The organism is Thiofaba sp. EF100 (genome assembly GCF_039822285.1).
In the GTDB taxonomy this organism is placed as follows: domain Bacteria; phylum Pseudomonadota; class Gammaproteobacteria; order Halothiobacillales; family Halothiobacillaceae; genus Thiofaba.
Genome location: NZ_JBAJEY010000001.1, coordinates 251,937 through 272,486, shown reverse-complemented (window position 1 = coordinate 272,486; position 20,550 = coordinate 251,937). Strand labels below are relative to the sequence as shown.

Below are 20,550 nucleotides of genomic sequence, written 5' to 3'. Positions count from 1 at the left end.
GAACCCCATCCCCCTGCCCACCCTCGCCAAGGCCATCGGCCACACCCCGCTGGTGCGCCTGCAGCACCTCTCCGCGGGCCGCAACAACCTCATCCTCGCCAAGCTCGAGGGCAACAACCCGGCAGGTTCGGTGAAGGATAGGCCGGCGCTGTCGATGATCGAGCACGCCGAGCGCCGCGGCGAGATTCGCCCTGGCGATACCCTGATCGAGGCCACCAGCGGCAACACCGGCATCGCCCTGGCGATGGCCGCCGCCATCAAGGGCTACCGCATGGTGCTGATCATGCCGGAGAACTTGAGCATCGAGCGCCGCCAGGTCATGCGCGCCTACGGCGCCGAGCTGATCCTGGTCAGCAAGGAGGAGGGCATGGAAGGGGCGCGCGACCTGGCCCTGGCCATGCAGGCGCGGGGAGAGGGTAGGGTGCTCGACCAGTTCGCCAACTCGGACAACCCGCTCGCCCACTACGAGACCACCGGCCCCGAGATCTGGCAGGCCACCGCGGGCCGCGTGACCCATTTTGTCAGCGCCATGGGCACCACCGGCACCATCATGGGCACCTCGCGCTACCTCAAGGAGCAGAATCCTTCTGTGCAGATCATCGGCGTACAGCCCGCGGAGGGGGCCTCCATCCCCGGCATCCGGCGCTGGCCTGAGGCTTACCTGCCCAAGATCTTCGACCCCCGTCGAGTGGATCGGATCATGGATGTGAGCCAGGAGGAGGCCGAGGCCATGACGCGCGAGTTGGCGCTGCGCGAAGGCCTGCTGGCCGGCATCTCCTCTGGCGGGGCCATGGCCGCCGCCCTGCGCCTGGCTGCGGAGCTGGAGGATGCCGTGATTGTCACCATCGTCTGCGACCGGGGCGATCGTTACCTCTCCACCGGGGTCTTTCCCGCCTGATTCAAAGCCTGAGAATTCATGTCGAGCAAGCGCAAGGGCCTGATCTTCGAGGCCAGCATCACCGGTTTTTCCCACGAGGGGCGCGGTGTCGCCCAGCATGAGGGCAAGGTCGTGTTTATTGACGGCGCCCTCATGGGCGAGCGCGTCAAGGCCCGGCTGACCCGGCCCCACCGCCGTTTCGACGAGGCAGAGGTGATCGAGGTCATCGAGCCCTCGCCCGAGCGGGTTACGCCGCGCTGTGCGCACTTTGGCGTGTGCGGCGGCTGCACGCTCCAGCACATGCGCGATACGGCGCAGATCCATGCCAAGCAGGGGGTGCTGCTCGACAACCTGCGCCAGCTCGGCAAGGTCGAACCCGAGCAGATCCTCGCCCCCCTGACCGGTCCGCTGTGGGGCTACCGCCGCCGCGCCCGCCTGGGGGTGAAATGGGTGGCCAAGAAGGGCAAGGTTCTGGTGGGCTTCCGCGAGCGCGGCACGCCCTACCTTGCCGAGCTGACTCGCTGCGAGGTGCTGGACCCGAGCGTGGGCGAGCGCCTGGAGGAGCTCGCGGGCCTGATCGCGGGTATGGAGGCCAAAGAGCGCATCCCGCAGATCGAGGTGGCGGTCGGCGATGACGTCACCGCCCTGGTCTTCCGCCATATGGACCCGCTCTCCGTGCAGGACCGCGCGCGCCTGGTCGACTACGCCAAGACCACCGGCCTGCACCTGTTCCTCCAGCCGGCCGGCCCCGAGAGCGTCCACCGTCTGTGGCCCGAGGCGGGGGAGCTGTACTACAGCTTGCCTGGGCACGAGGTGCGCATCGACTTCCTGCCGGTCGACTTCACCCAGGTCAACGGCCTGCTCAACCGTAAGATGGTGGATCTCGCGCTCGAGCTGCTCGACCCCAAGGCGGATGAGCGCGTGCTGGACCTGTTCGCGGGGCTGGGCAACTTCACCCTGCCGATCGCCCGCCGCGCCGCGGAGGTGGTGGGCGTGGAGGGGGATGAGGCCATGGTGCGCCGCGGCGAGGAGAGCGCCCGCCGCAACGGTATCGCCAACACCCGTCACTTCGTCGGCAACCTGTTCGAGCCGGACCCGGCCTTACCGTGGATGAAGGAACACTACGACAAGATCCTGCTCGACCCGCCGCGTGCCGGGGCGATGGAGATCATGCCGCACCTGGCCCGGATAAAGCCCAAGCGCATCGTCTATGTCTCCTGCAACCCGGCGACACTCGCTCGCGATGCCGGCATCCTGGTCAACGAGCATGGTTACCGGCTGAAGGCCGCCGGGGTGATGGACATGTTCCCGCACACCGCCCATGTCGAATCCATTGCGGTCTTCGAGCCGAAATAGAACCTACTACAGGCTGTGTAGGAGGCTGCCCTCGGGCCGATGAACCCTTGCCCTTTCGCGTTGGGGGTCGCGCTCCCACAACCAGAATGCCTCCTTGCCCCCCTCCCCCTTGAGGGGGAGGGGATGGGGGAGAGGGTGAAACCCACCTGGTTTGGAAGGAGCGCAGCAAAAGCCATAAAGCCCCACGATCGCGGCCTTCGACCCTCAGGGCACCTCGACAAACCTCCTGAACGCGACGCTAGCGGAGCCTGCGGGGCCGATGGCTGCGTCGCTGCTTCGCTCACCCCCTCCCCAACCCTCCCCCCTCCAGGGGGAGGGGCTGCCCACGCTCGGGTCTTGGCCCACCTCCAAACGTCCAAGGGACTCGGGGGGCTACGCAAACAAGACAGTTGCTCCCACACGGGCGTTCAGAATGAAGGGGTTGATGCTTCAGTCTTGGCCCAGCCATTGAATTCTCGCCCCGTCTCCGGTAAAGTTCGGCCCCACATCGCGCCAGGATGGCAGGTGACCGGAGAGGTGTCCGAGTGGTTGAAGGAGCACGCCTGGAAAGTGTGTATACGGTAATCCCGTATCGAGGGTTCGAATCCCTCTCTCTCCGCCAGATCTGAGAAGCCCTGCGCTGCAGGGCTTTGTTGTCACGGGGCCTTGCCCCAGCCCGCGTCGATGGCGGGCGCATTCGTCCTCTCGCGACGGGCAGCCGTCAACCCCGCCAGGTCCGGAAGGAAGCAACGGTAGCGGTGCGCACGGGCGCCGGGATGTGGCGGGTGCGCTTCGCCGCCCCCTCTGGCAAAAAGGGCCGCCCTTCGGGTGGCCCTTTTTGCTTTACCGTCATGCCGCTCCGCCCCCTGGCTTCTGTTAGAATCCAGCGCTTCCAAGACTTGCCGAGATCGACATGACCTATCAGGTCCTCGCGCGCAAATGGCGTCCGCGCCGCTTCGAAGACATGGTCGGCCAGGAGCATGTCCTGCGCGCCCTGACCTCCGCGCTGGACGATGGGCGCCTGCACCACGCCTACCTGTTCACCGGCACTCGCGGGGTGGGCAAGACGACCGTGGCGCGCATCTTCGCCAAGGCGCTCAACTGCGAGCGCGGCGTCTCCAGCCACCCCTGCGGCGAGTGTGCGGCCTGCCGCGCGATCGACGAGGGGCGGTTCGTGGACCTGATCGAGGTGGATGCCGCTTCCCGCACCGGGGTGGACGATACCCGCGAGCTTCTGGAGAACGTGCAATACGCCCCCAGCCAGGGCCGCTTCAAGGTGTACCTCATCGACGAGGTGCACATGTTCTCCAAATCGAGCTTCAACGCCCTGTTGAAGACCCTCGAGGAGCCGCCGCCGCACGTCAAGTTCCTGCTCGCCACCACCGACCCGCAGAAGTTGCCGGTCACGGTGCTCTCGCGCTGCCTGCAGTTCCACCTCAAGGCCCTCTCCCGGCGCATGATCCACGGCCGGCTGGCAAGCGTACTGACCGCCGAGGGGATTGCCTTTGACGACGGAGCGCTACAGCTGCTCGCCCGCGCCGCCGACGGCAGCCTGCGCGATGCCTTGAGCCTCTTGGACCAGGCCATTGCCTACGGCCAGGGCAGGGTGGGCGAGGAGGAGGTGGGCGCCATGCTCGGCCTGACCTCTGAGGCGCGCATCCGAGCCCTGCTGGAGGCCCTGATCGCGCAGGACGCCCCGGCGCTGTTCGCCGCCATCCAGCAGCTGGCCCAGGGCTCGCCGGACTATGCCGAGGTGTTGGCCGAGCTTCTGGCCCTGCTGCACGCCATCGCTGTGGTCCAGCTCATGCCTGAGGCCGATGCCGAGCTGTTCGAGGCCTCGCCGCAATTGGTGCGTGAGTTTGCCCCACGCCTCTCCCCCGAGGCCGTGCAGCTCTACTACCAGGTCGCCCTGCACGGGCGCCGGGACCTGCCGCTGGCCCCCAGTGCCCGGATGGGCTTGGAGATGACCCTGCTGCGTATGCTCGCCTTCGTGCCGGCCGATGCGGAGGCTGATCACAGCCGAGGCGGTGGCATGGGAGGGCGCAGGCCGGCATCCCCGGAGGGATGGCGCAGCGTCCCTTCCGGTGAGGCCGTGGCGCGTCAGGCCATCCCCCAGCCTCCTGCCGCTCCGGCGGACGCCCCTCGCAGCGAGGCGGTGTCGGCCAAAGGTCAGGTGCGGGACGGTCTGACACCGAAGGGGCTTTCGCCGGAGAAGGCGGAAGAAGCCTCGATGCGGGAGCCGCTCGATGCCGGGGCCTGGCACCGCTTGCTGCCGCGCCTTGGCCTGAAGGGCATGGCGCTGATGCTGGCCGAAAACTCCGAACTGGTCGCTCAGGACGGCGAGCTCATTCGCTTGCGCTGCCCCCCGAGCCATGCCAGCCTGCGTACCCCGCTCGCGGAAGAATCCATCCGCAAGGCCCTTGCCAAGACGCTCGGCATGGAGGTGCGCCTGCGCTACGAGGAAGGACGGCCAGCCCAGGATACGCCGGCAGAGGTGCGCAAGCAGAAGGAGGCGGCACGCCAGCAGGAGGCGGTCGAGTCCCTGCAGAACGATCCCATCGTGCGTAAGCTCGAAGAGCGCCTCGATGCCCGTCTACTGGAAGAGAGCGTGCGTCCTCTTGATTCGGCCTGAAGCGGCACGATCTCGAACCGATAATTCACTCCCATAGCACGAAGAGACAGCACATCATGATGAAAGGTGGCCTTGGCCAGCTCATGAAGCAGGCCCAGAAGATGCAGGAGAACCTGCAGAAAACCCAGGAAGAGATCGCGCGCATGGAGGTGACCGGGGAGTCCGGTGGGGGCATGGTGAGTGTGGTGATGACCGGTCGCCACGAGGTGCGTCGTGTGACCATCGACCCGAGCCTGATGGGCGATGACAAGGAGATGCTGGAGGATCTGATCGCCGCGGCCATGAACGATGCGGTGCGCAAGGTCGAGGCCGAGACCCAGAGCCGCATGGCCGGCGTCACCGCGGGCATGCCGATGCCGCCGGGCTTCAAGATGCCGTTCTAAGCCTCTGACCTGACCCCATGAACTTCTCTCCTCTCGTCGCCGAGCTGATGGAGTCCCTGCGGCGCCTGCCGGGTGTCGGGCCCAAGTCTGCCCAGCGACTGGCCCTGCACATGCTCCAGCGCGATCGCGACGGTGCCCGCCGCCTGGCCTCGGCGCTCGACGCGGCGGCCGAGCGGGTGGGGTATTGCGCAGAATGCCGGACCCTCACCGAGGAGCCGGTATGCGGACTGTGCCGCAACCCCCAGCGTGACCGCAGCTTGCTGTGTGTGGTCGAGTGGCCGCAGGACATGCTCTCGCTGGAAAATTCCGGTGCCTACGGCGGTCTTTACTTCATCCTCATGGGGCGTCTCAGCCCCTTGGATGGCATTGGCCCGCGCGAGCTCGGCCTCGATATGCTCGAGGCCCGGCTGGATGCAGGCGAGGTGCGGGAGGTGATCGTTGCCACCAGCAGCACCGTGGAGGGCGAAACCACCGCCCATGTCATCGGTGAAATGTGCCGCGCGCGCGGCATCCAGGCCACGCGCCTGGCGCAGGGCGTGCCGATGGGCGGGGAGTTGGAGTTCGTGGACGGTGGCACCCTTGCGCACGCCTTGCAGGGTCGCCGCCCCCTCTGACCGACGAGGAACGACGATGGCCGAAACCATTTTCAGCAAGATCATCCGCAAGGAAATCCCTGCCCAGATCGTCTACGAGGACGACGAGGTGCTGGCCTTCCGGGACATCAACCCGCAGGCGCCCGTGCACATCCTCATCATCCCGAAGAAGCCGATCGCGACCCTCAACGATCTCCAGCCTGAGGACGCGCCGCTGATTGGCAAGCTCTACCTTGTGGCCAAGCGGTTGGCGAGCGAGATGGGCTTTGCGGAGGACGGTTACCGCACCGTGTTCAACTGCAACCGGCACGGCGGACAGGAGGTCTATCACCTGCACCTGCACCTCTTGGCCGGCCGCCAGATGACCTGGCCGCCGGGCTGAAAAGCTCGCAATGCCTGAATGAGGAAGGGGAACCATTCCAGGCTGTGTCAAAAGCCTTTGACACAGCCTGGAAATGCGAGCCATGGATGGCTCGCGCGAGAATCAATCACAATAAGTGATTGATTCTCGGAGCCCGTCGCGGGCGTGTACCGCGACGAGGCGAGTTTGAAAAGGGCAGGACAGCCCTTTTGAAACAGTCTGCATTCGGCTCCCCCTTCTCTTTCCATGACCTGGACGGCACAGGTTCTCCTGTGCCGGAGGTCGTCATGTCTCGCCGGGGCGGCTTGAATGCTGTCGGGCCTGGTGGCGGCGCTTGATCTCATCCCAGTCGATATTATTGCAGGCCTCGCAGGCCTCCTTAATCACGCCCATCCTCACCAGGAGCGCGTGGACCTTGCAGCCCACGCAGAAGCCCAGGATGGCTTCGAGCCACATGAACCCGAGGCAGACCCAGACCAGCACCAGCGGAATCCAGTAGGGCATGAAGGTCTCGGTTTCCGGCAGCACCGCGCTTCCCGCGATGCGGTTGACGAATTCGGCCACCGGCACCGGGTTGAAAAAGACCAGGCAGACGACGATGAAGCTTGCGCCAATGCTCCAGGCAAAGCGTTTCGGAACCAGGGGTTTCCAGACGGGGGCCTGTCTTTGGGCGAGTAGGCTGGCGATCAGGATGGTGGGGGAGAGGCGGGAGGTGAAGACGAACATGCCCGCCAGCATCTCGAACAGGGCGTAGAACAGCACCCAGGTCTGGGTCGTGTATTCCCAGGTGCGCTTGATGACCTGGGCGGAGTAGATGGTGTGACCATCCCAGTCCGTCTCGTAGGTGTCGACGATGCTGTTGCCGTCGACGATCCAGTTGGTGCCATAGATGGCATCCCACAAGGTCAGCGCCATGTAGAGTGGGATGAACAGGAGCATACCGGCGCGAATGCGTACCGCAATGTCGTTGATGTAGACAGGGGTTTCGGAAGGGTCACGAAACCATAGGTTCTTCAGTGCCTGTAACATGACTCCACCTCCTGAAACGGTACGAATGGCAAAGTAATTTCGTAGGCTAACAGAAGCTGGGGCCGTCTATAAGAAATCCCTAATTGAACTTTCTTATGCAAGATAGTCATCCAGAAGACATTTCCATGTAAAAAATGCGTGAACACGAGGTGTGGTCCGCAACGGCCAAGCATTCTGATCGCTAGGTTCTGCGTAGCTGCAGTTGGCTGGTCTCTGTGAGTATGAAGGCGTGGCCGGGTACCTTGCTTTCACGCTCGAGCACCCTGCACAACCACCCCGCTTCCTCTTCCGAGGCGTGTTGAAGGCGAAAGCGTTTGATGCGCATGGGAAGCATGCTCATGGCGATGAGGTGGCCAGAGAATCGTTCGAGGACGGGAAGGTAGAGCAGGCTGAGTTCGCCCCGGTAGGACGCATAGCCACCGATGCCCTCGTAGTCGTTGAGCAGGTCGCCGCAGCCGTACAGGATCAGCCGCTCGCGGTAGAGCTCGAGCCCGATGGGATGGTGGCTGGAGTGGCCGTGGACGAGGTCCACGCCGGCCTGATCGATCAGCCCCCGGGCGAAGCGGCGGTGTTCCTCCGGGATGCGGTAGCCCCAGTTGGGACCCCAGTGGAGTGAGGCGATCACGAGATCGCCGGGGCGCCGGAAGGATGCGATCTGCTCCGTGATCCCTTCCAGGGTAGCTTTGGAGAGGTCGGGCAGGAGATTGACACCCGGACGGTCCGGGGCGGCCGCCCAGCGGCGTGGAATCCCGCTGCTCTCCGCCCCCCAGGCGAAGACCAGCACGCGGCCGCCCTTGGGCAGGGGCAGGATGGCTGGGGTGGCGGCCTGCGCGGTGTCGCGCCCGGCCCCGGCCGTCGCCAGCCCGGCATCGCGCAGGCTGGCGAGGGTCTCGATCAGTCCCGCCTCGCCCCAGTCGAGGACGTGGTTGTTCGCCAGCACGCAGCAGTCGATTTTGGCCGCCTGCAGGCAAGGCAGGTTGGCGGGATGCATGCGGTAGTTGATGCCCTTGGGCTCCCAGTCCTGCGAGGTGGTGACCGCGGTCTCGAGGTTGATGATGCGCAGGTCCGGACGCAGGCGCTCCAGTGCGGCGAGGGCATCGCCCCAGAGGTAGGTGGGATCGACCTTGCGTGGGATAGGACCGCTGGCCTCCTCGGCCAGGCGCACGTAGCCAAGCGAGGAGTCCATGGCGGGCTCGTGGATACTGGGCGGGCAGGGGTGGGGGAGGATCTGGTCGATCCCGCGCCCGGTCATCACGTCCCCTGTCAGGCAGAGGGTGATGAGGTGCCCTTGATGCTCGCCCATGTGCTCCCCCGGAGGCGTCGCTGTCCATGGAGCTTAGCAGGGGCGGCTTCAGCCTTCCCAGGGCTTGCTCGATGCCAGCTCCATCAGTTCCAGATAACTCTGGTAGCGCCGCGCGCTGATGCGGCCGTCCTCTACCGCCTGCTTGACCGCGCATCCCGGCTCCATGCGGTGGGTACAGTTGGCGAACCGGCACGCCTGCGCCGCCTCTTGGATCTCCGCGAAGCCGCGCAGGACGGCCTCGGGAGTCATGGCCCACACGCCGAAGTCACGGATGCCCGGGGCATCCACCACGTCTCCGCCATCGGGCAGGTGGTAGAGGGTGCTGGTGCGGGTGGTGTGGCGGCCTTCCAGGCTGTGTTCGGAGATCTCGCCCACGGCGACCTCGCTGCCCTCGGGCAGCAGGGCGCGCACGATGGACGACTTGCCCACCCCGGATAGGCCGACGAACAGGCTTTCGTGCCCGTCCAGCATGGCCTTCAGGGCCTCCAGACCCGCGCCCGTGCTGGCGGACAGTTCGAGGGCGGTGATGCCAAGGCCTGTCCATTCGCGCAGGAAGTCGCGCATCTGCTCGCGCTCCTCGTCATCCAGCAGGTCGATCTTGTTGAGCAGCAGGATGGGGCGGGCAGGCAGGTCGAGGGCGGCGACGATGGCGCGGTCGATCACGCTGGGGTTGGGCTCCGGCACCGGGGAGAGGGTGATCAGCACTTGGTCAATGTTGGCGGCCATCATGCGCGGCTTGCCCAGGGTGTCCGGCCGGATCAGGACCGATCTTCGGGGCTCGACGAACTCGACCGTGCCCTTGCCGTCGGGATGCATCTGCCAGCGCACCCGGTCGCCCGTGACCACCCCTCCCAGCGTCTGGCGGAAGGAGCAGGGATGGCGCGCGCCGGTCTCGGGATCCTCGACCAGCACCTGCTTGCCATGGTGAGCGACGACGAGGCCCGGACGTAGGGCAAGGTTCTCGGCCTCCTGGGCGCGCCGCTGCTGGATGTGACGCTTTTGTCGGTCGCTCAGGCGGCGCTTGCTCATGGGGCCTTACTTCAGCAGGAACAGGGTGGCCAGGCCAAGGAAGATGAAGAAGCCGCCGGTATCGGTGATGGCGGTGATCAGCACGCTCGAACCGAGGGCGGGGTCGCGCCCGAAGCGGGCACGCAGGACAGGTATGGTCACGCCCATGAGGGCGGCCACCAGGAAGTTCAGGGTCATCGCCAGCATCATCACCCCCGCCAGCGGGGCATCCTGGTAGAGCAGGAAGGTGATGAGGGCCATCATGCCGCCCCACACCGCACCGTTGATCAGCGCGAGTTTCACCTCCTTGAAGTAGAGGCCGCGGATATCGTGCTGGTTGAGTTGGCCGGTGGCCAGCGCGCGCACGATCATGGTGATGGTCTGATTGCCGATGTTGCCGCCCATGCCGGCGACGATGGGCATCAAGGTGGCAAGGGCGACCAATTGCTCGATGGTGCCTTCGAACAGGCCGATCACGCGCGAGGCGATGAGGGCGGTGATCAGGTTGAGGCCAAGCCAGGGGCCGCGGTTCTTTACGCTGCTCCAGATGGGGGCAAAGATGTCCTCCTCCTCGCGCAGACCGCCTTGGCTCAAGCGCTCGATGTCCTGACGCTCCTTGATGTAGTCCACGATGGCATCGACGGTGAGCCGCCCGACCAGCACGCCGTCGCGGTCGACGACCGGAGCGGTGATCAGGTCGTAACGCTCAAAGGCCTCGGCGGCCGCGCGCGCTGCGTCGTCAGGGCTAAAGCGCTTGGGGGTGGCATTCATGATGCTGCCGACCTCGGTGTCCGGGTCGGAGACCAGGAGCGCGTTGAGGGGCAGCACGCCACGCAGGTGTTCATCGCGATCGACCACGAACAGCTGGTCCGTGTGGTCGGGCAGCTCGCGCAGGCGGCGCAGGTAACGCAGCACCACCTCGACGGTGACGTCTTCGCGCACGCTCACCATCTCGAAGTCCATGCGTGCGCCGACCGAGTCCTCGGGATAGGAGAGGGCAATGCGCAGCTGTTCGCGCTCCTCGGGGTTGAGGGTCTTGTAGATGCCCTGCACCACCTCGTCGGGCAGGTCGGGCGCGAGGTCGGCGATCTCGTCGGTGCCGAGCTGCTCGGTCGCGGCGACCAGCTCGTGGGTGTCCATCGCCTCGATGAGCGACTCACGCACCGCATCGGAGACCTCCAGCAGCACCTCGCCGTCCATGTCGGCCTTCACCAGGTCCCAGACCACCAGGCGGTCCTGCAGCGGCAGCATCTCGAGGATGCGCGCGATGTCGGCGGCGTGCAGGGTCTCGAGCTTGGTGGACAGGGCGGCCAGGTGCTGCTTGTGCACCAGGGTCTCGACCAGATCGTTACGCTCCGGCAGGGTCTCCTGGCGATGGATCAACTGCTCGACCAGTCGCTGGCGCTCGAGGAGATCGCGGATCTCGCGCACCAGTTCCGGGATGCGATCCGAGGTGCGATTCTCCTCGCTCATGCCGATGCTCCTCAAGGCCAAAAACTACGGGGGGCTGCCCGGCGCTGGGGCAGCCCCCCGTGTCGAACCGGATATCACCGGTCAAAGGGTAACCAAGGCGTCGATTTTGGCGGCACAGATGAAGTCGTTTTCCGATAGTCCGCCGACATCGTGGGTTCGGTAGTGAACCGCGCAGGCATTATACCGAAGACGCAGTTCGGGATGATGGTTTTCCTGCTCGGCCATCCAGGCGATCACGTTGGCGAACAGCATGGTCTCACGGAAATTGCGGAAGCGGAACTCACGCACAATGGCGTCGCCGTGCGGACCGAGCCGCCAGTCGGGGTGCAGCTGGCCGAGCAGTTCCCCGATCCGCTCCGCGCCAAGGTGATCGAGCGCCCCGCGAGGCGTCAGGCAGTGGCGCTGCGCAAGCGGGGTGATGTTCATTTGAACTTGTAGAATTCCTTGTTCATGTAGGCCGCTACCGCATCCACCTCATCCTCGAACCAGGAGAGGCTGAGGTTGGTGGCGCAGCCCTGGACATAGGTCTTGAGGGTGCTCATGCTGTGCACCTTGCGATCGGGCCGGGAATATTTCTCCGCCCCATGGCACTTGACGCAGTTTTCGCTGTAGAGCTTCTTGCCGAGGGCAAGGTCGGCTGCCTGAGTCGCGGGGGCCATCAGGAGGGTGGCGGTGAGGGCTGCGGCGGACAGGACGAGGGTGTGGCGCATCATGCATCTCCTTTGGGGAACAATATCCGAGTCAGAGAGTAGACCATGGCCGTGGGGGACGAGAGACAAAGCTTTTTAGTCATGCCCGCATTTTATTTATCAATCAACAGGACACGTCATGCAAAACCGCCTTGTTTGGATCGATCTTGAGATGACCGGCCTGGATCCGGATCGGGACTCGATCATCGAGATCGCCACCCTGGTGACCGACGAGCAGTTGAATATCCTCGCCGAGGGGCCGGTGATCGCCGTGCATCAGCCAGAGGCGGTGCTGGCCGGCATGGATGAGTGGAATCAGCGCCAGCATGGCAGCTCGGGCCTCACCGCCCGGGTGCGGGCGAGCACCCAGGACACGCGCGCCGCGGAACTCGCCACGCTGGATTTCCTCAAGCGGTGGGTCGCGCCCCGAAGCTCACCGATGTGCGGCAACAGCATCTGTCAGGATCGCCGTTTCCTCGCCCGCCACATGCCTGAATTGGAGGCCTTCTTCCACTACCGCAATCTGGACGTCAGCACCCTCAAGGAACTGGCCCAGCGTTGGTACCTCGGGGTGCCGAAGTTCGAGAAGGTCGATGTGCACCTGGCCCTGGCCGATATTCGCGCCTCGATCGACGAACTGCGCTATTACCGGGAGCGTATCCTCAAGTGAGCCGGGTCAGCGTTCCAGGGGCAGCTCGGGCCGGTTGCCCCAGTCCGACCATGCGCCGGGGTAGCCATAGGCTCGCGGAAAGCCAAGCAGGCGAAGGGTGAACCAGGAGACGCAGGAACGCCGATGGGTCTGGCAGTAGGCGATCACCTCCTTGTCCGAGGTGATGCCCGCCGCGGCCAGCTCGTCGCGCAGGAGGGGCGGCGAGCGGAAGCGGTGGTGGCTGAGCGGATCGAGCGCGCGTGACCACTCGAAATGCACTGCGCCGGGAATGCGTCCGCCGCGCGCGGAGCGGACGTCGTGGCCAAGAAACTCGCCCGCGCTGCGTGCGTCCAGAAGCACCACGTCGGACTGACCGAGACGTTGCAGAATCTCTTCCGCCGTGCACACCCCGGCGCCGGTATATTGAAGTTCGATCATGGAGGGTGCAGGGACAATCTCGCCTGCCTCCAGCGGCAGCCCCTCGGCCTGCCAGGCCTCCAAGCCACCATTGAGCAGGGACACGGCTGTGAAACCGAAGGTGTGCAAGGTCCACAGCAGGCGGCAGGCCTTCAGCCCGCCGCACTCATCGTAGGCAACGAGGTGCATCCCCTCGCGCAGCCCCAGGGCACGCATGCGGGCATTGAAGTGCTCGGGGGTGGGCAACAGGCCGGAGGCGGGTGGGCGCTCGGCAGTGATGTCGGTGAAGTCCAGATGGATGGCGCCCGGCAGGTGGCCGCAGCGGTACTGCTCGAGTGCGGTCATGTCCACCAGCAGGATGTCGTCCCGGCCGAGGAGGGCGTTCAGTTCATGGGTCTCGATCAGCAAGGGGGGCAGCTCGGCGCGCGGAGCGGTCATGGGCAAGATCCTTCGGTGGCTTTTGGAAATTGAGGGAAAGGTTAGCAGGGCCGTCCCGTGGTCCCAATCCTTCGCTTGGCCTTCGCTTGGCGGCCGGGCGCCGCGGGGTGCATCCTGTTAAGATTCGGACGAAATCGAACAGGACCATCGTATGATCAATGTTGCCATCACCGGTGCCAGCGGCCGCATGGGCCGCGCGCTGATCGAAACCCTCGCCGCCTCCGACAAGGCTCGCCTGCACGGCTCCATCGACCGCAGCGGCAGTCCGCTCCTCGGCCTCGACGCGGGCGAGTTCGCCGGCGTGGGCGCGCTGAACGTGCGCATCCAGGATGACCTCGCCCTCGTGCTCCCCACCACCGATGTCGTCATCGACTTCACCCGCCCGGAGGCGACCATGCACTACCTGCCGCTGTGCGTGGCGGCCGGAACGCCGATGGTGATCGGCACCACGGGCTTTAGCCCCGAGCAGCGCGCGGCCATCGAGCAGGCCGCCCGGCACATCCCGATCGTGCTGGCCGCGAACTTCAGCGTGGGGGTCAATCTATGCCTCAAACTGCTGGACATGGCCGCACGCGTGCTCAGTGAGGGGTACGACATCGAGATCATCGAGGCCCATCACCGGCACAAGGTGGATGCGCCGTCCGGCACGGCACTGGCGCTGGGGCACGCGGTCGCCCATGCCCTCGGCCGCGACCTTGCGCAGTGCGCGGTCTACGGCCGTGAGGGCATCACCGGCGAGCGCGACCCGAAGACCATTGGCTTCGCCACCGTGCGCGGCGGGGATATCGTCGGTGACCACACCGTACTGTTCGCTGGCATCGGCGAGCGGGTGGAGATCACCCACAAGGCCTCCAGCCGGCAGACCTTCGCCCGTGGCGCGGTGCATGCCGCGCACTGGCTCAAGGGGCAGGCGGCGGGGCTGTATGACATGCAGGATGTGCTGAACCTGCGCTGATGCTGAAGCGAACGGGCCATTAATCACGTTCATCATCCATTCACATGGACGATGAAAGGCCCATCTGCTATAGTTTCAAAAATTTTCAGTGACTGACGGGATGGTCCGCGAACTTGCGAATCGTCCCGTTTTTGTGTGTGCAGAGCCATGTTTGAAAAGACCCCCGCCTTGCTTGCGCTCGAAGATGGCACCGTATTCCACGGCTATTCCGTGGGCGCCGACGGCCAGTCCGTAGGTGAGGTGGTGTTCAACACCGCCATGACGGGCTACCAGGAGATCCTGACCGATCCTTCCTACAGTCGCCAGATGGTGACCCTGACCTATCCCCACATCGGCAATGTCGGCGTCAATCCGGAGGATGAAGAGGATCCTCGGGTCCATGCGGCGGGGCTGATCGTCCGCGACGTGCCGCGCCTGCACAGCAACTGGCGTGCGACCGAGAGCCTGCCAGCCTACCTCAAGCGTCACGGCGTGGTCGGCATTGCCGGCATCGATACCCGCAAGCTGACCCGCATCCTGCGTGAGAAGGGGGCCCAGAACGGCTGCCTGATGGCGGGGGAGGGCATCGATGCGGCCCGGGCCGTCGAGGCCGCGCGCGGCTTCCCGGGGCTGAACGGCATGGATCTCGCCAAGGTGGTCTCCACCCGAGAACCTTACGTCTGGGCCGAGCCGAGCTGGGATGCCAAGACCTTGAACCAGCCGGGCCCGAAGGACGACCTGAAGTACAACGTGGTCGCCTACGATTACGGCGTGAAGCGTAACATCCTGCGCATGCTGGTCGATCGTGGCTGCCGCGTCACCGTGGTGCCCGCCCAGACCCCGGCGGCCGAGGTGCTGGCGATGAAGCCGGACGGCGTGTTCCTGTCCAACGGCCCCGGCGACCCCGCCGCCTGCGATTACGCCATCCAGGCGACCCGCGAGCTCCTGAAGACCGACATCCCGCTGTTTGGCATCTGCCTCGGCCACCAGATCCTCGGCCTGGCCTGCAACGCCAAGACCGTGAAGATGAAGTTCGGTCACCATGGCGCCAACCATCCGGTGCAGGATCTGGAAACCGGACGGGTCATGATCTCCAGCCAGAACCACGGTTTTGCCGTGGACGAGGCCACCCTGCCGCCGAATGTGAAGGCGACGCACAAATCACTGTTCGATGGCTCGCTGCAGGGCATTCGCCTGACCGACAAGCCGGCCTACAGCTTCCAGGGTCACCCGGAAGCCAGTCCGGGGCCGCACGATGTGGCCCCCGTGTTCGAGCCCTTCATCGAGGATATGCGCAAGCGCAAGCACCGTTGATCCAACGGTGCCGATTCCTCGCCTCGACGCCCCAGCAGACAGATCGCCATGCCGAAACGCACAGACATCCAGAGCATCCTCATCATTGGCGCGGGCCCGATCATCATCGGTCAGGCCTGCGAATTCGACTACTCCGGTGCCCAGGCCTGCAAGGCCCTGCGCGAGGAGGGCTACCGCGTCATCCTGGTCAACTCCAATCCGGCCACCATCATGACCGACCCGGAGATGGCCGATGCGACCTACATCGAGCCCATCCACTGGGAGACCGTCGCTAAGATCATCGAGAAGGAGCGCCCGGACGCCCTGCTGCCGACCATGGGTGGTCAGACGGCGCTCAACTGCGCGCTGGATCTCGAGCGCGAGGGCGTGCTGGCCAAATTCGGCGTGGAGTTGATCGGCGCCACCGCTGATGCCATCGACATGGCCGAGGACCGCGAGCGCTTCCGCGAGGCGATGACCGAGATCGGCCTCGACACGCCGAAGTCCTTCATCGTTCACAGCCTGGAGGAGGCCCTCCAGGTCCAGCCGCAGATCGGCTACCCGGTCATCATCCGTCCGTCCTTCACCATGGGCGGCACCGGCGGCGGCATTGCCTACAACCGCGAGGAGTACGAAGAGATCGTCCGCCGCGGCCTGGACCTGTCCCCGACCCGCGAACTTCTGGTCGAGGAGTCCGTGCTCGGTTGGAAGGAATACGAGATGGAGGTGGTGCGGGATCGGGCCGACAACGCCATCATCGTCTGCTCGATCGAAAACCTCGACCCGATGGGCGTGCACACCGGCGACTCCATCACCGTGGCCCCGGCCCAGACCCTGACCGACAAGGAATACCAGATCATGCGCAACGCGAGCCTCGCGGTGCTGCGCAAGATCGGCGTGGAGACCGGCGGCTCCAACGTCCAGTTCGCGATCAACCCGGCCAATGGGCGCATGATCGTGATCGAGATGAACCCGCGCGTGTCGCGCTCTTCCGCCCTGGCCTCCAAGGCCACCGGTTTCCCGATCGCCAAGGTCGCGGCCAAGCTCGCCGTGGGCTTCACCCTGGACGAACTGAAGAACGACATCACCGGCGGCGCCACCCCGGCCTCGTTCGAGCCGTCCATCGATTACGTGGTCACCAAGGTGCCGCGGTTCACCTTTGAGAAGTTCCCGCAGGCCAACAATCGCCTCACCACCCAGATGAAGTCGGTGGGCGAGGTGATGGCGATCGGGCGCACCTTCCAGGAATCCCTGCAGAAGGCGCTGCGCGGCCTTGAGACCGGTATGGATGGCCTCAATGAGATCGTCGATGCCACCCTGCCGTCGGAGGAGCTTCGCGCCAAGCTGATCCAGGAGATGCGCATGCCCGGCGCGGACCGCCTGTGGTACGTGGCGGATGCCTTCCGTCATGGCTTCACCCGGGAAGAGATCCACGAACATTCGCGCATCGACCCGTGGTTCCTGATCCAGATCGAGGAGATCGTGCGCGCGGAGAACGCCCTCAAGGGCCGCGATCTCGACAGCCTCTCCGCGGAGGAGATGCGCGAACTCAAGCGTATGGGCTTCTCCGACCGGCGTCTGGCGCGCCTGCTGAACGATACCGAGAAGTGTGTCCGTACCCGCCGCCATGCCCTGGGCGTGCGCCCGGTCTACAAGCGCGTCGATACCTGCGCGGGCGAGTTCGCCACCCAGACCGCCTACATGTACTCCACCTATGAGGAGGAGTGCGAGGCCCGTCCGACCAGCCGCGACAAGATCATCGTGCTCGGCGGCGGCCCGAACCGCATCGGCCAGGGCATCGAGTTCGACTACTGCTGCGTCCATGCCGCCTTCGCCATGCGCGAGGACGGCTATGAGACCATCATGGTCAACTGCAACCCGGAGACCGTGTCCACCGACTACGACTCCTCCGACCGCCTGTACTTCGAACCGCTGACCCTGGAGGACGTGCTCGAGATCATCGACCTCGAGCAGCCGAAGGGCGTGATCGTGCAGTACGGCGGCCAGACCCCGCTCAAGCTCGCCCGCGACCTGGAGAAGGCCGGTGCGCCGATCATCGGCACCACCCCGGACTCCATCGACCTCGCCGAAGACCGCGAACGCTTCCAGAAACTGATCCACGACCTCGGCCTGCGCCAGCCGCCCAACCGCACCGCGCGCTCGGCCGAGGAGGCCGTGCACCTGGCTGCCGAGATCGGCTACCCGCTGGTCGTGCGTCCGTCCTACGTGCTCGGTGGCCGGGCGATGGAGATCGTGCACGGCGAGGACGACCTGCGCCGCTACATGCGCGAGGCGGTCAAGGTCTCCAACGACTCCCCGGTGCTGCTCGACCGCTTCCTGGACGATGCCATCGAACTGGACGTGGACGCCATCTGCGACGGCCAGGATGTGCTGATCGGCGGCATCATGGAGCATATCGAACAGGCTGGCGTGCACTCCGGCGACTCGGCCTGTTCGCTGCCGCCGTACAGCATCTCTGCCGCCATCCAGGACGAACTGCGTGAGCAGATCCGCAAGATGGCCAAGGGCTTGGGCGTGGTCGGGCTGATGAACACCCAGTTCGCGGTCAAGGGCGAGGACATCTACGTGCTGGAGGTCAACCCGCGTGCCTCCCGTACCGTGCCGTTCGTCTCCAAGGCCATCGGCCGCCCGCTGGCCAAGATCGCCGCGCGCTGCATGGTGGGCAAGACCCTCCGGCAGCAGGGGACGCTTGATGAGGTGGTGCCGGACTTCTATTCGGTCAAGGAGGCGGTGTTCCCGTTCATCAAGTTCGCCGGAGTGGACCCCATCCTTGGCCCCGAGATGAAGTCCACCGGCGAGGTGATGGGTGTCGGCAAGACCTTCGGCGAGGCCTTTGCCAAGGCCCAGGCGGGCGCCGGCACCCATCTGCCCACCGGCGGGCGCGCCTTCATCAGCGTGCGCAAGGAGGATCGTGCGGCGGCGGTGGGCGTGGCGCGTGATCTGATCGCCCATGGCTTTACCATCGTCGCCACCCGCGGCACCGCCGCGAGCCTCGAAGAGGCCGGCGTGCCGTGCAGCGTGGTCAACAAGGTCATCGAGGGGCGTCCGCACATCGTCGACATGATCAAGAACGACGAGATCGACCTGATCGTCAACACCACCTCCGGCAGCCGTCAGGCCCTGGCCGACTCGTTCTCGATCCGGCGCGAGGCGCTGCACCACAAGGTGGCCTACTTCACCACCATCGCCGGCGCCCGCGCCACCTGCCAGGCGCTCAAGCACCTGGCCGAGGAGATTCACGTCAACCGTCTGCAGGACCTGCATGAAGGATTGAAGGCATGAACCGCATTCCCATGACCGCCCAGGGGGCGGCCAAGCTCGAGGAAGAACTCAAGCATCTGCGCAGTGTCGAGCGTCCGCGCATCATCCAGGCCATCGCCGAGGCGCGCGAGCTGGGTGATCTGAAGGAGAACGCCGAATACCACGCCGCGCGCGAGGAGCAGGGCTTCATCGAGGGGCGCATCAAGGAGATCGAACACAAGCTCTCCATGGCCCAGGTGATCGACGTGACCAAGCTGCCGAACACCGGCAAGGTCATCTTTGGCTGCACCGTGGTCGTGCTCGAGGAGGAGAGCGGGGAGGAGATCACCTATAAGCTGGTCGGCGACGACGAGGCCGACATCAAGCAGAACCTGATCTCCGTGCACTCGCCCATCGCCCGCGCCCTGATCGGCAAGCACATCGGCGACACCATCGTGTTCCAGGCCCCGGCGGGCGAGCGCACCTACGAAATCCTCGAAGTCCATCACATCTGATTGCTGCTGATGTAGGAGCGGCGCCCTCGCCGCGATCTCCCCTTTTCGCGGCGAGGACGCCGCTCCTACAAGGATGCCCCCATGCTCGATCCAAGACTCCTTCGCTCCGACCTTCCTGCCGTGGCCGCGGGCCTTGCCCGGCGCGGCTTTGTCCTCGATACGGCCGCGATCGAACGCCTGGAGGCCGAGCGCAAGGCCGCGCAGACCGAGGCCGAGCGCCTGCAGGCCGAGCGCAATGCGCGCTCCAAGGCCATCGGTCAGGCCAAGGCCCGTGGCGAGGACGTGCAGCCGCTACTGGACGAGGTGGCCAGCCTCGGCGAGCGTCTGGAGGCCGCCAAGGCCCGCTTTACGGCGATTGCCGAGCAGCTGGACGTCCTCATGCTCCAGCTGCCCAACATCCCGCACCCCAGCGTGCCGGATGGGGCGGATGAGACCGGCAATGTCGAGATCAAGCGCTGGGGCACGCCGAAAAGCTTCCCCTTCGCGCCGAAGGATCATGTCGCCCTGGGCGAGGGGCTCGGTTCCATGGACTTCGCCGCGGCTGCCAAGCTCACCGGCAGCCGCTTTGTCGTACTCAAGAGCGAACTCGCCCGCCTGCACCGCGCCCTGATCCAGTTCATGCTCGACCTCCACACCCGCGAGCATGGCTACCAGGAGGTCTACGTGCCCTACATGGTCAACGCGGACAGCCTGCGCGGCACCGGCCAATTGCCCAAGTTCGAGGACGACCTGTTCAAACTCGCGGGCGAGTCGCCCTATTACCTCATCCCGACCGCCGAGGTGCCAGTCACCAACCTGGTGCGCGATGAGATCCTCGACCTCGACGCCCTGCCGCTGAAGATGGTCGCCCACACCCCCTGCTTCCGCTCGGAGGCCGGATCCGCCGGGCGGGACACCCGCGGCATGATCCGCCAGCACCAGTTTGAGAAGGTGGAGCTGGTGCAGATCGTCCACCCCGAGCGTTCCTACGAGGCGCTGGAGGAGCTCACCGCCCATGCCGAGACCGTGCTCGAACGGCTCGGTCTGCCGTACCGGCGCATGCTGCTGTGCAGCGGCGACATGGGCTTTGGCTCGGCCAAGACCTATGACCTCGAGGTCTGGCTTCCGGCGCAGGATACCTACCGCGAAATCTCCTCCTGCTCAAACTTCGAGGCCTTCCAGGCCCGCCGCCTGCAGGCGCGCTTCCGCAACCCCGAGGGCAAGCCGGAGTTGGTGCACACCCTGAACGGCTCGGGCCTCGCGGTCGGCCGTACCCTGGTCGCTTTACTTGAGAACTACCAGGACGAGGCCGGACGCATCGCCATCCCCGAAGCCCTGCGGCCCTACATGGGCGGCCAGCAGCACCTGGGATACTGAACGC

At 65.6% G+C, this 20,550-nt stretch carries 19 protein-coding genes, 1 tRNA gene and 1 other RNA gene; 14 read left to right on the top strand and 7 right to left on the bottom strand.

Features of this window, described 5'->3' with window-relative positions; all coding sequences use genetic code 11:
* Nucleotides 1-7: 7 nt before the first annotated feature.
* From cysM to V6D91_RS01315, 8 genes are all read left to right on the top strand, one after another.
* Entirely contained in the window at nt 8-898 is an 891-nt protein-coding gene (gene cysM, locus V6D91_RS01350; RefSeq protein ID WP_347318082.1) for a cysteine synthase CysM, read from the top strand.
* Between the two features lie 18 nt (nt 899-916).
* Nucleotides 917-2,233: a 23S rRNA (uracil(1939)-C(5))-methyltransferase RlmD gene (rlmD, locus tag V6D91_RS01345; RefSeq protein ID WP_347317388.1), complete on the top strand. Its 1,317-nt coding sequence runs from the start codon at nt 917-919 to the stop codon at nt 2,231-2,233.
* 510 nt (nt 2,234-2,743) lie between these two features.
* Nucleotides 2,744-2,834: transfer RNA gene (locus V6D91_RS01340), tRNA-Ser, on the top strand.
* 72 nt (nt 2,835-2,906) lie between these two features.
* An RNA gene (gene ffs, locus V6D91_RS01335) (signal recognition particle sRNA small type) lies at nt 2,907-3,003 on the top strand.
* A gap of 122 nt (nt 3,004-3,125) precedes the next feature.
* Nucleotides 3,126-4,844, top strand: coding sequence for a DNA polymerase III subunit gamma/tau (gene dnaX, locus V6D91_RS01330; RefSeq protein ID WP_347317387.1), 1,719 nt, complete (start codon nt 3,126-3,128; stop codon nt 4,842-4,844).
* A 56-nt stretch (nt 4,845-4,900) separates the two neighbouring features.
* Nucleotides 4,901-5,227, top strand: coding sequence for a YbaB/EbfC family nucleoid-associated protein (locus tag V6D91_RS01325; protein ID WP_347317386.1), 327 nt, complete (start codon nt 4,901-4,903; stop codon nt 5,225-5,227).
* Nucleotides 5,228-5,244: 17 nt separating this feature from the next.
* On the top strand, nt 5,245-5,841 hold the full coding sequence (gene recR, locus V6D91_RS01320) for a recombination mediator RecR (RefSeq protein WP_347317385.1): 597 nt from the start codon (nt 5,245-5,247) through the stop codon (nt 5,839-5,841).
* A 16-nt stretch (nt 5,842-5,857) separates the two neighbouring features.
* Nucleotides 5,858-6,202 carry a histidine triad nucleotide-binding protein gene (locus V6D91_RS01315; RefSeq protein ID WP_347317384.1) on the top strand — a complete coding sequence of 115 codons (345 nt, stop codon included), beginning with the start codon at nt 5,858-5,860 and terminating at the stop codon, nt 6,200-6,202.
* 264 nt (nt 6,203-6,466) lie between these two features.
* Here V6D91_RS01315 and V6D91_RS01310 read toward each other — a convergent pair whose 3' ends face one another.
* The 6 genes from V6D91_RS01310 to V6D91_RS01285 all read right to left on the bottom strand — a co-directional run bounded on the left by V6D91_RS01310 (nt 6,467) and on the right by V6D91_RS01285 (nt 11,704).
* Entirely contained in the window at nt 6,467-7,210 is a 744-nt protein-coding gene (locus V6D91_RS01310) for a DUF4395 domain-containing protein (protein WP_347317383.1), read from the bottom strand.
* A gap of 181 nt (nt 7,211-7,391) precedes the next feature.
* Nucleotides 7,392-8,513, bottom strand: a complete 1,122-nt coding sequence (locus tag V6D91_RS01305) for a CapA family protein (protein ID WP_347317382.1) — start codon at nt 8,511-8,513, stop codon at nt 7,392-7,394.
* A gap of 48 nt (nt 8,514-8,561) precedes the next feature.
* A complete protein-coding gene (gene rsgA, locus V6D91_RS01300; protein ID WP_347317381.1) occupies nt 8,562-9,542 on the bottom strand; it encodes a ribosome small subunit-dependent GTPase A in 981 nt (326 codons plus the stop codon).
* Nucleotides 9,543-9,548: 6 nt separating this feature from the next.
* Nucleotides 9,549-10,994, bottom strand: coding sequence for a magnesium transporter (gene mgtE / locus V6D91_RS01295; protein ID WP_347317380.1), 1,446 nt, complete (start codon nt 10,992-10,994; stop codon nt 9,549-9,551).
* 81 nt (nt 10,995-11,075) lie between these two features.
* Nucleotides 11,076-11,420, bottom strand: coding sequence for a 4a-hydroxytetrahydrobiopterin dehydratase (locus tag V6D91_RS01290; protein WP_347317379.1), 345 nt, complete (start codon nt 11,418-11,420; stop codon nt 11,076-11,078).
* Entirely contained in the window at nt 11,417-11,704 is a 288-nt protein-coding gene (locus tag V6D91_RS01285; protein ID WP_347317378.1) for a cytochrome c, read from the bottom strand. Before V6D91_RS01285 ends, V6D91_RS01290 begins: the two co-directional genes overlap by 4 nt.
* 118 nt (nt 11,705-11,822) lie before the next feature.
* On the opposite strand from V6D91_RS01285, the gene orn reads away from it, so the two are divergent.
* On the top strand, nt 11,823-12,353 hold the full coding sequence (gene orn, locus V6D91_RS01280) for an oligoribonuclease (protein ID WP_347317377.1): 531 nt from the start codon (nt 11,823-11,825) through the stop codon (nt 12,351-12,353).
* Nucleotides 12,354-12,359: 6 nt separating this feature from the next.
* On the opposite strand, the gene V6D91_RS01275 is transcribed toward orn, so the two are convergent.
* Nucleotides 12,360-13,187, bottom strand: coding sequence for a sulfurtransferase (locus V6D91_RS01275; RefSeq protein ID WP_347317376.1), 828 nt, complete (start codon nt 13,185-13,187; stop codon nt 12,360-12,362).
* Between the two features lie 151 nt (nt 13,188-13,338).
* On the opposite strand from V6D91_RS01275, the gene dapB reads away from it, so the two are divergent.
* The 5 genes from dapB (at nt 13,339) to serS (ending at nt 20,546) form a co-directional block, all read left to right on the top strand.
* Nucleotides 13,339-14,142: a 4-hydroxy-tetrahydrodipicolinate reductase gene (dapB, locus tag V6D91_RS01270; protein ID WP_347317375.1), complete on the top strand. Its 804-nt coding sequence runs from the start codon at nt 13,339-13,341 to the stop codon at nt 14,140-14,142.
* A gap of 147 nt (nt 14,143-14,289) precedes the next feature.
* The gene (carA, locus tag V6D91_RS01265; protein WP_347317374.1) at nt 14,290-15,435 is read left to right on the top strand and encodes a glutamine-hydrolyzing carbamoyl-phosphate synthase small subunit; all 1,146 of its coding nucleotides are present in this window, start codon (nt 14,290-14,292) and stop codon (nt 15,433-15,435) included.
* A gap of 48 nt (nt 15,436-15,483) precedes the next feature.
* The gene (gene carB / locus V6D91_RS01260; RefSeq protein ID WP_347317373.1) at nt 15,484-18,717 is read left to right on the top strand and encodes a carbamoyl-phosphate synthase large subunit; all 3,234 of its coding nucleotides are present in this window, start codon (nt 15,484-15,486) and stop codon (nt 18,715-18,717) included.
* Nucleotides 18,714-19,190 (top strand): transcription elongation factor GreA, encoded by a 477-nt coding sequence (gene greA, locus V6D91_RS01255; RefSeq protein WP_347317372.1) that lies wholly within the window; start codon nt 18,714-18,716, stop codon nt 19,188-19,190. Before carB ends, greA begins: the two co-directional genes overlap by 4 nt.
* 81 nt (nt 19,191-19,271) lie before the next feature.
* Nucleotides 19,272-20,546, top strand: coding sequence for a serine--tRNA ligase (gene serS, locus V6D91_RS01250; RefSeq protein ID WP_347317371.1), 1,275 nt, complete (start codon nt 19,272-19,274; stop codon nt 20,544-20,546).
* Nucleotides 20,547-20,550: the final 4 nt, after the last annotated feature.

What these genes read in the sequence shown, in the direction of transcription:
- V6D91_RS01275 (WP_347317376.1), bottom strand. Translation starts at nt 13,187, where the DNA reads ATGACCGCTCCGCGCGCCGAGCTGCCCCCCTTGCTGATCGAGACCCAT.
- dnaX (WP_347317387.1), top strand. Translation starts at nt 3,126, where the DNA reads ATGACCTATCAGGTCCTCGCGCGCAAATGGCGTCCGCGCCGCTTCGAA.
- carA (WP_347317374.1), top strand. Translation starts at nt 14,290, where the DNA reads ATGTTTGAAAAGACCCCCGCCTTGCTTGCGCTCGAAGATGGCACCGTA.
- V6D91_RS01305 (WP_347317382.1), bottom strand. Translation starts at nt 8,513, where the DNA reads ATGGGCGAGCATCAAGGGCACCTCATCACCCTCTGCCTGACAGGGGAC.
- V6D91_RS01290 (WP_347317379.1), bottom strand. Translation starts at nt 11,420, where the DNA reads ATGAACATCACCCCGCTTGCGCAGCGCCACTGCCTGACGCCTCGCGGG.
- mgtE (WP_347317380.1), bottom strand. Translation starts at nt 10,994, where the DNA reads ATGAGCGAGGAGAATCGCACCTCGGATCGCATCCCGGAACTGGTGCGC.
- V6D91_RS01310 (WP_347317383.1), bottom strand. Translation starts at nt 7,210, where the DNA reads ATGTTACAGGCACTGAAGAACCTATGGTTTCGTGACCCTTCCGAAACC.
- greA (WP_347317372.1), top strand. Translation starts at nt 18,714, where the DNA reads ATGAACCGCATTCCCATGACCGCCCAGGGGGCGGCCAAGCTCGAGGAA.
- V6D91_RS01315 (WP_347317384.1), top strand. Translation starts at nt 5,858, where the DNA reads ATGGCCGAAACCATTTTCAGCAAGATCATCCGCAAGGAAATCCCTGCC.
- dapB (WP_347317375.1), top strand. Translation starts at nt 13,339, where the DNA reads ATGATCAATGTTGCCATCACCGGTGCCAGCGGCCGCATGGGCCGCGCG.
- carB (WP_347317373.1), top strand. Translation starts at nt 15,484, where the DNA reads ATGCCGAAACGCACAGACATCCAGAGCATCCTCATCATTGGCGCGGGC.
- rlmD (WP_347317388.1), top strand. Translation starts at nt 917, where the DNA reads ATGTCGAGCAAGCGCAAGGGCCTGATCTTCGAGGCCAGCATCACCGGT.
- serS (WP_347317371.1), top strand. Translation starts at nt 19,272, where the DNA reads ATGCTCGATCCAAGACTCCTTCGCTCCGACCTTCCTGCCGTGGCCGCG.
- rsgA (WP_347317381.1), bottom strand. Translation starts at nt 9,542, where the DNA reads ATGAGCAAGCGCCGCCTGAGCGACCGACAAAAGCGTCACATCCAGCAG.
- V6D91_RS01325 (WP_347317386.1), top strand. Translation starts at nt 4,901, where the DNA reads ATGATGAAAGGTGGCCTTGGCCAGCTCATGAAGCAGGCCCAGAAGATG.
- recR (WP_347317385.1), top strand. Translation starts at nt 5,245, where the DNA reads ATGAACTTCTCTCCTCTCGTCGCCGAGCTGATGGAGTCCCTGCGGCGC.
- V6D91_RS01285 (WP_347317378.1), bottom strand. Translation starts at nt 11,704, where the DNA reads ATGCGCCACACCCTCGTCCTGTCCGCCGCAGCCCTCACCGCCACCCTC.
- orn (WP_347317377.1), top strand. Translation starts at nt 11,823, where the DNA reads ATGCAAAACCGCCTTGTTTGGATCGATCTTGAGATGACCGGCCTGGAT.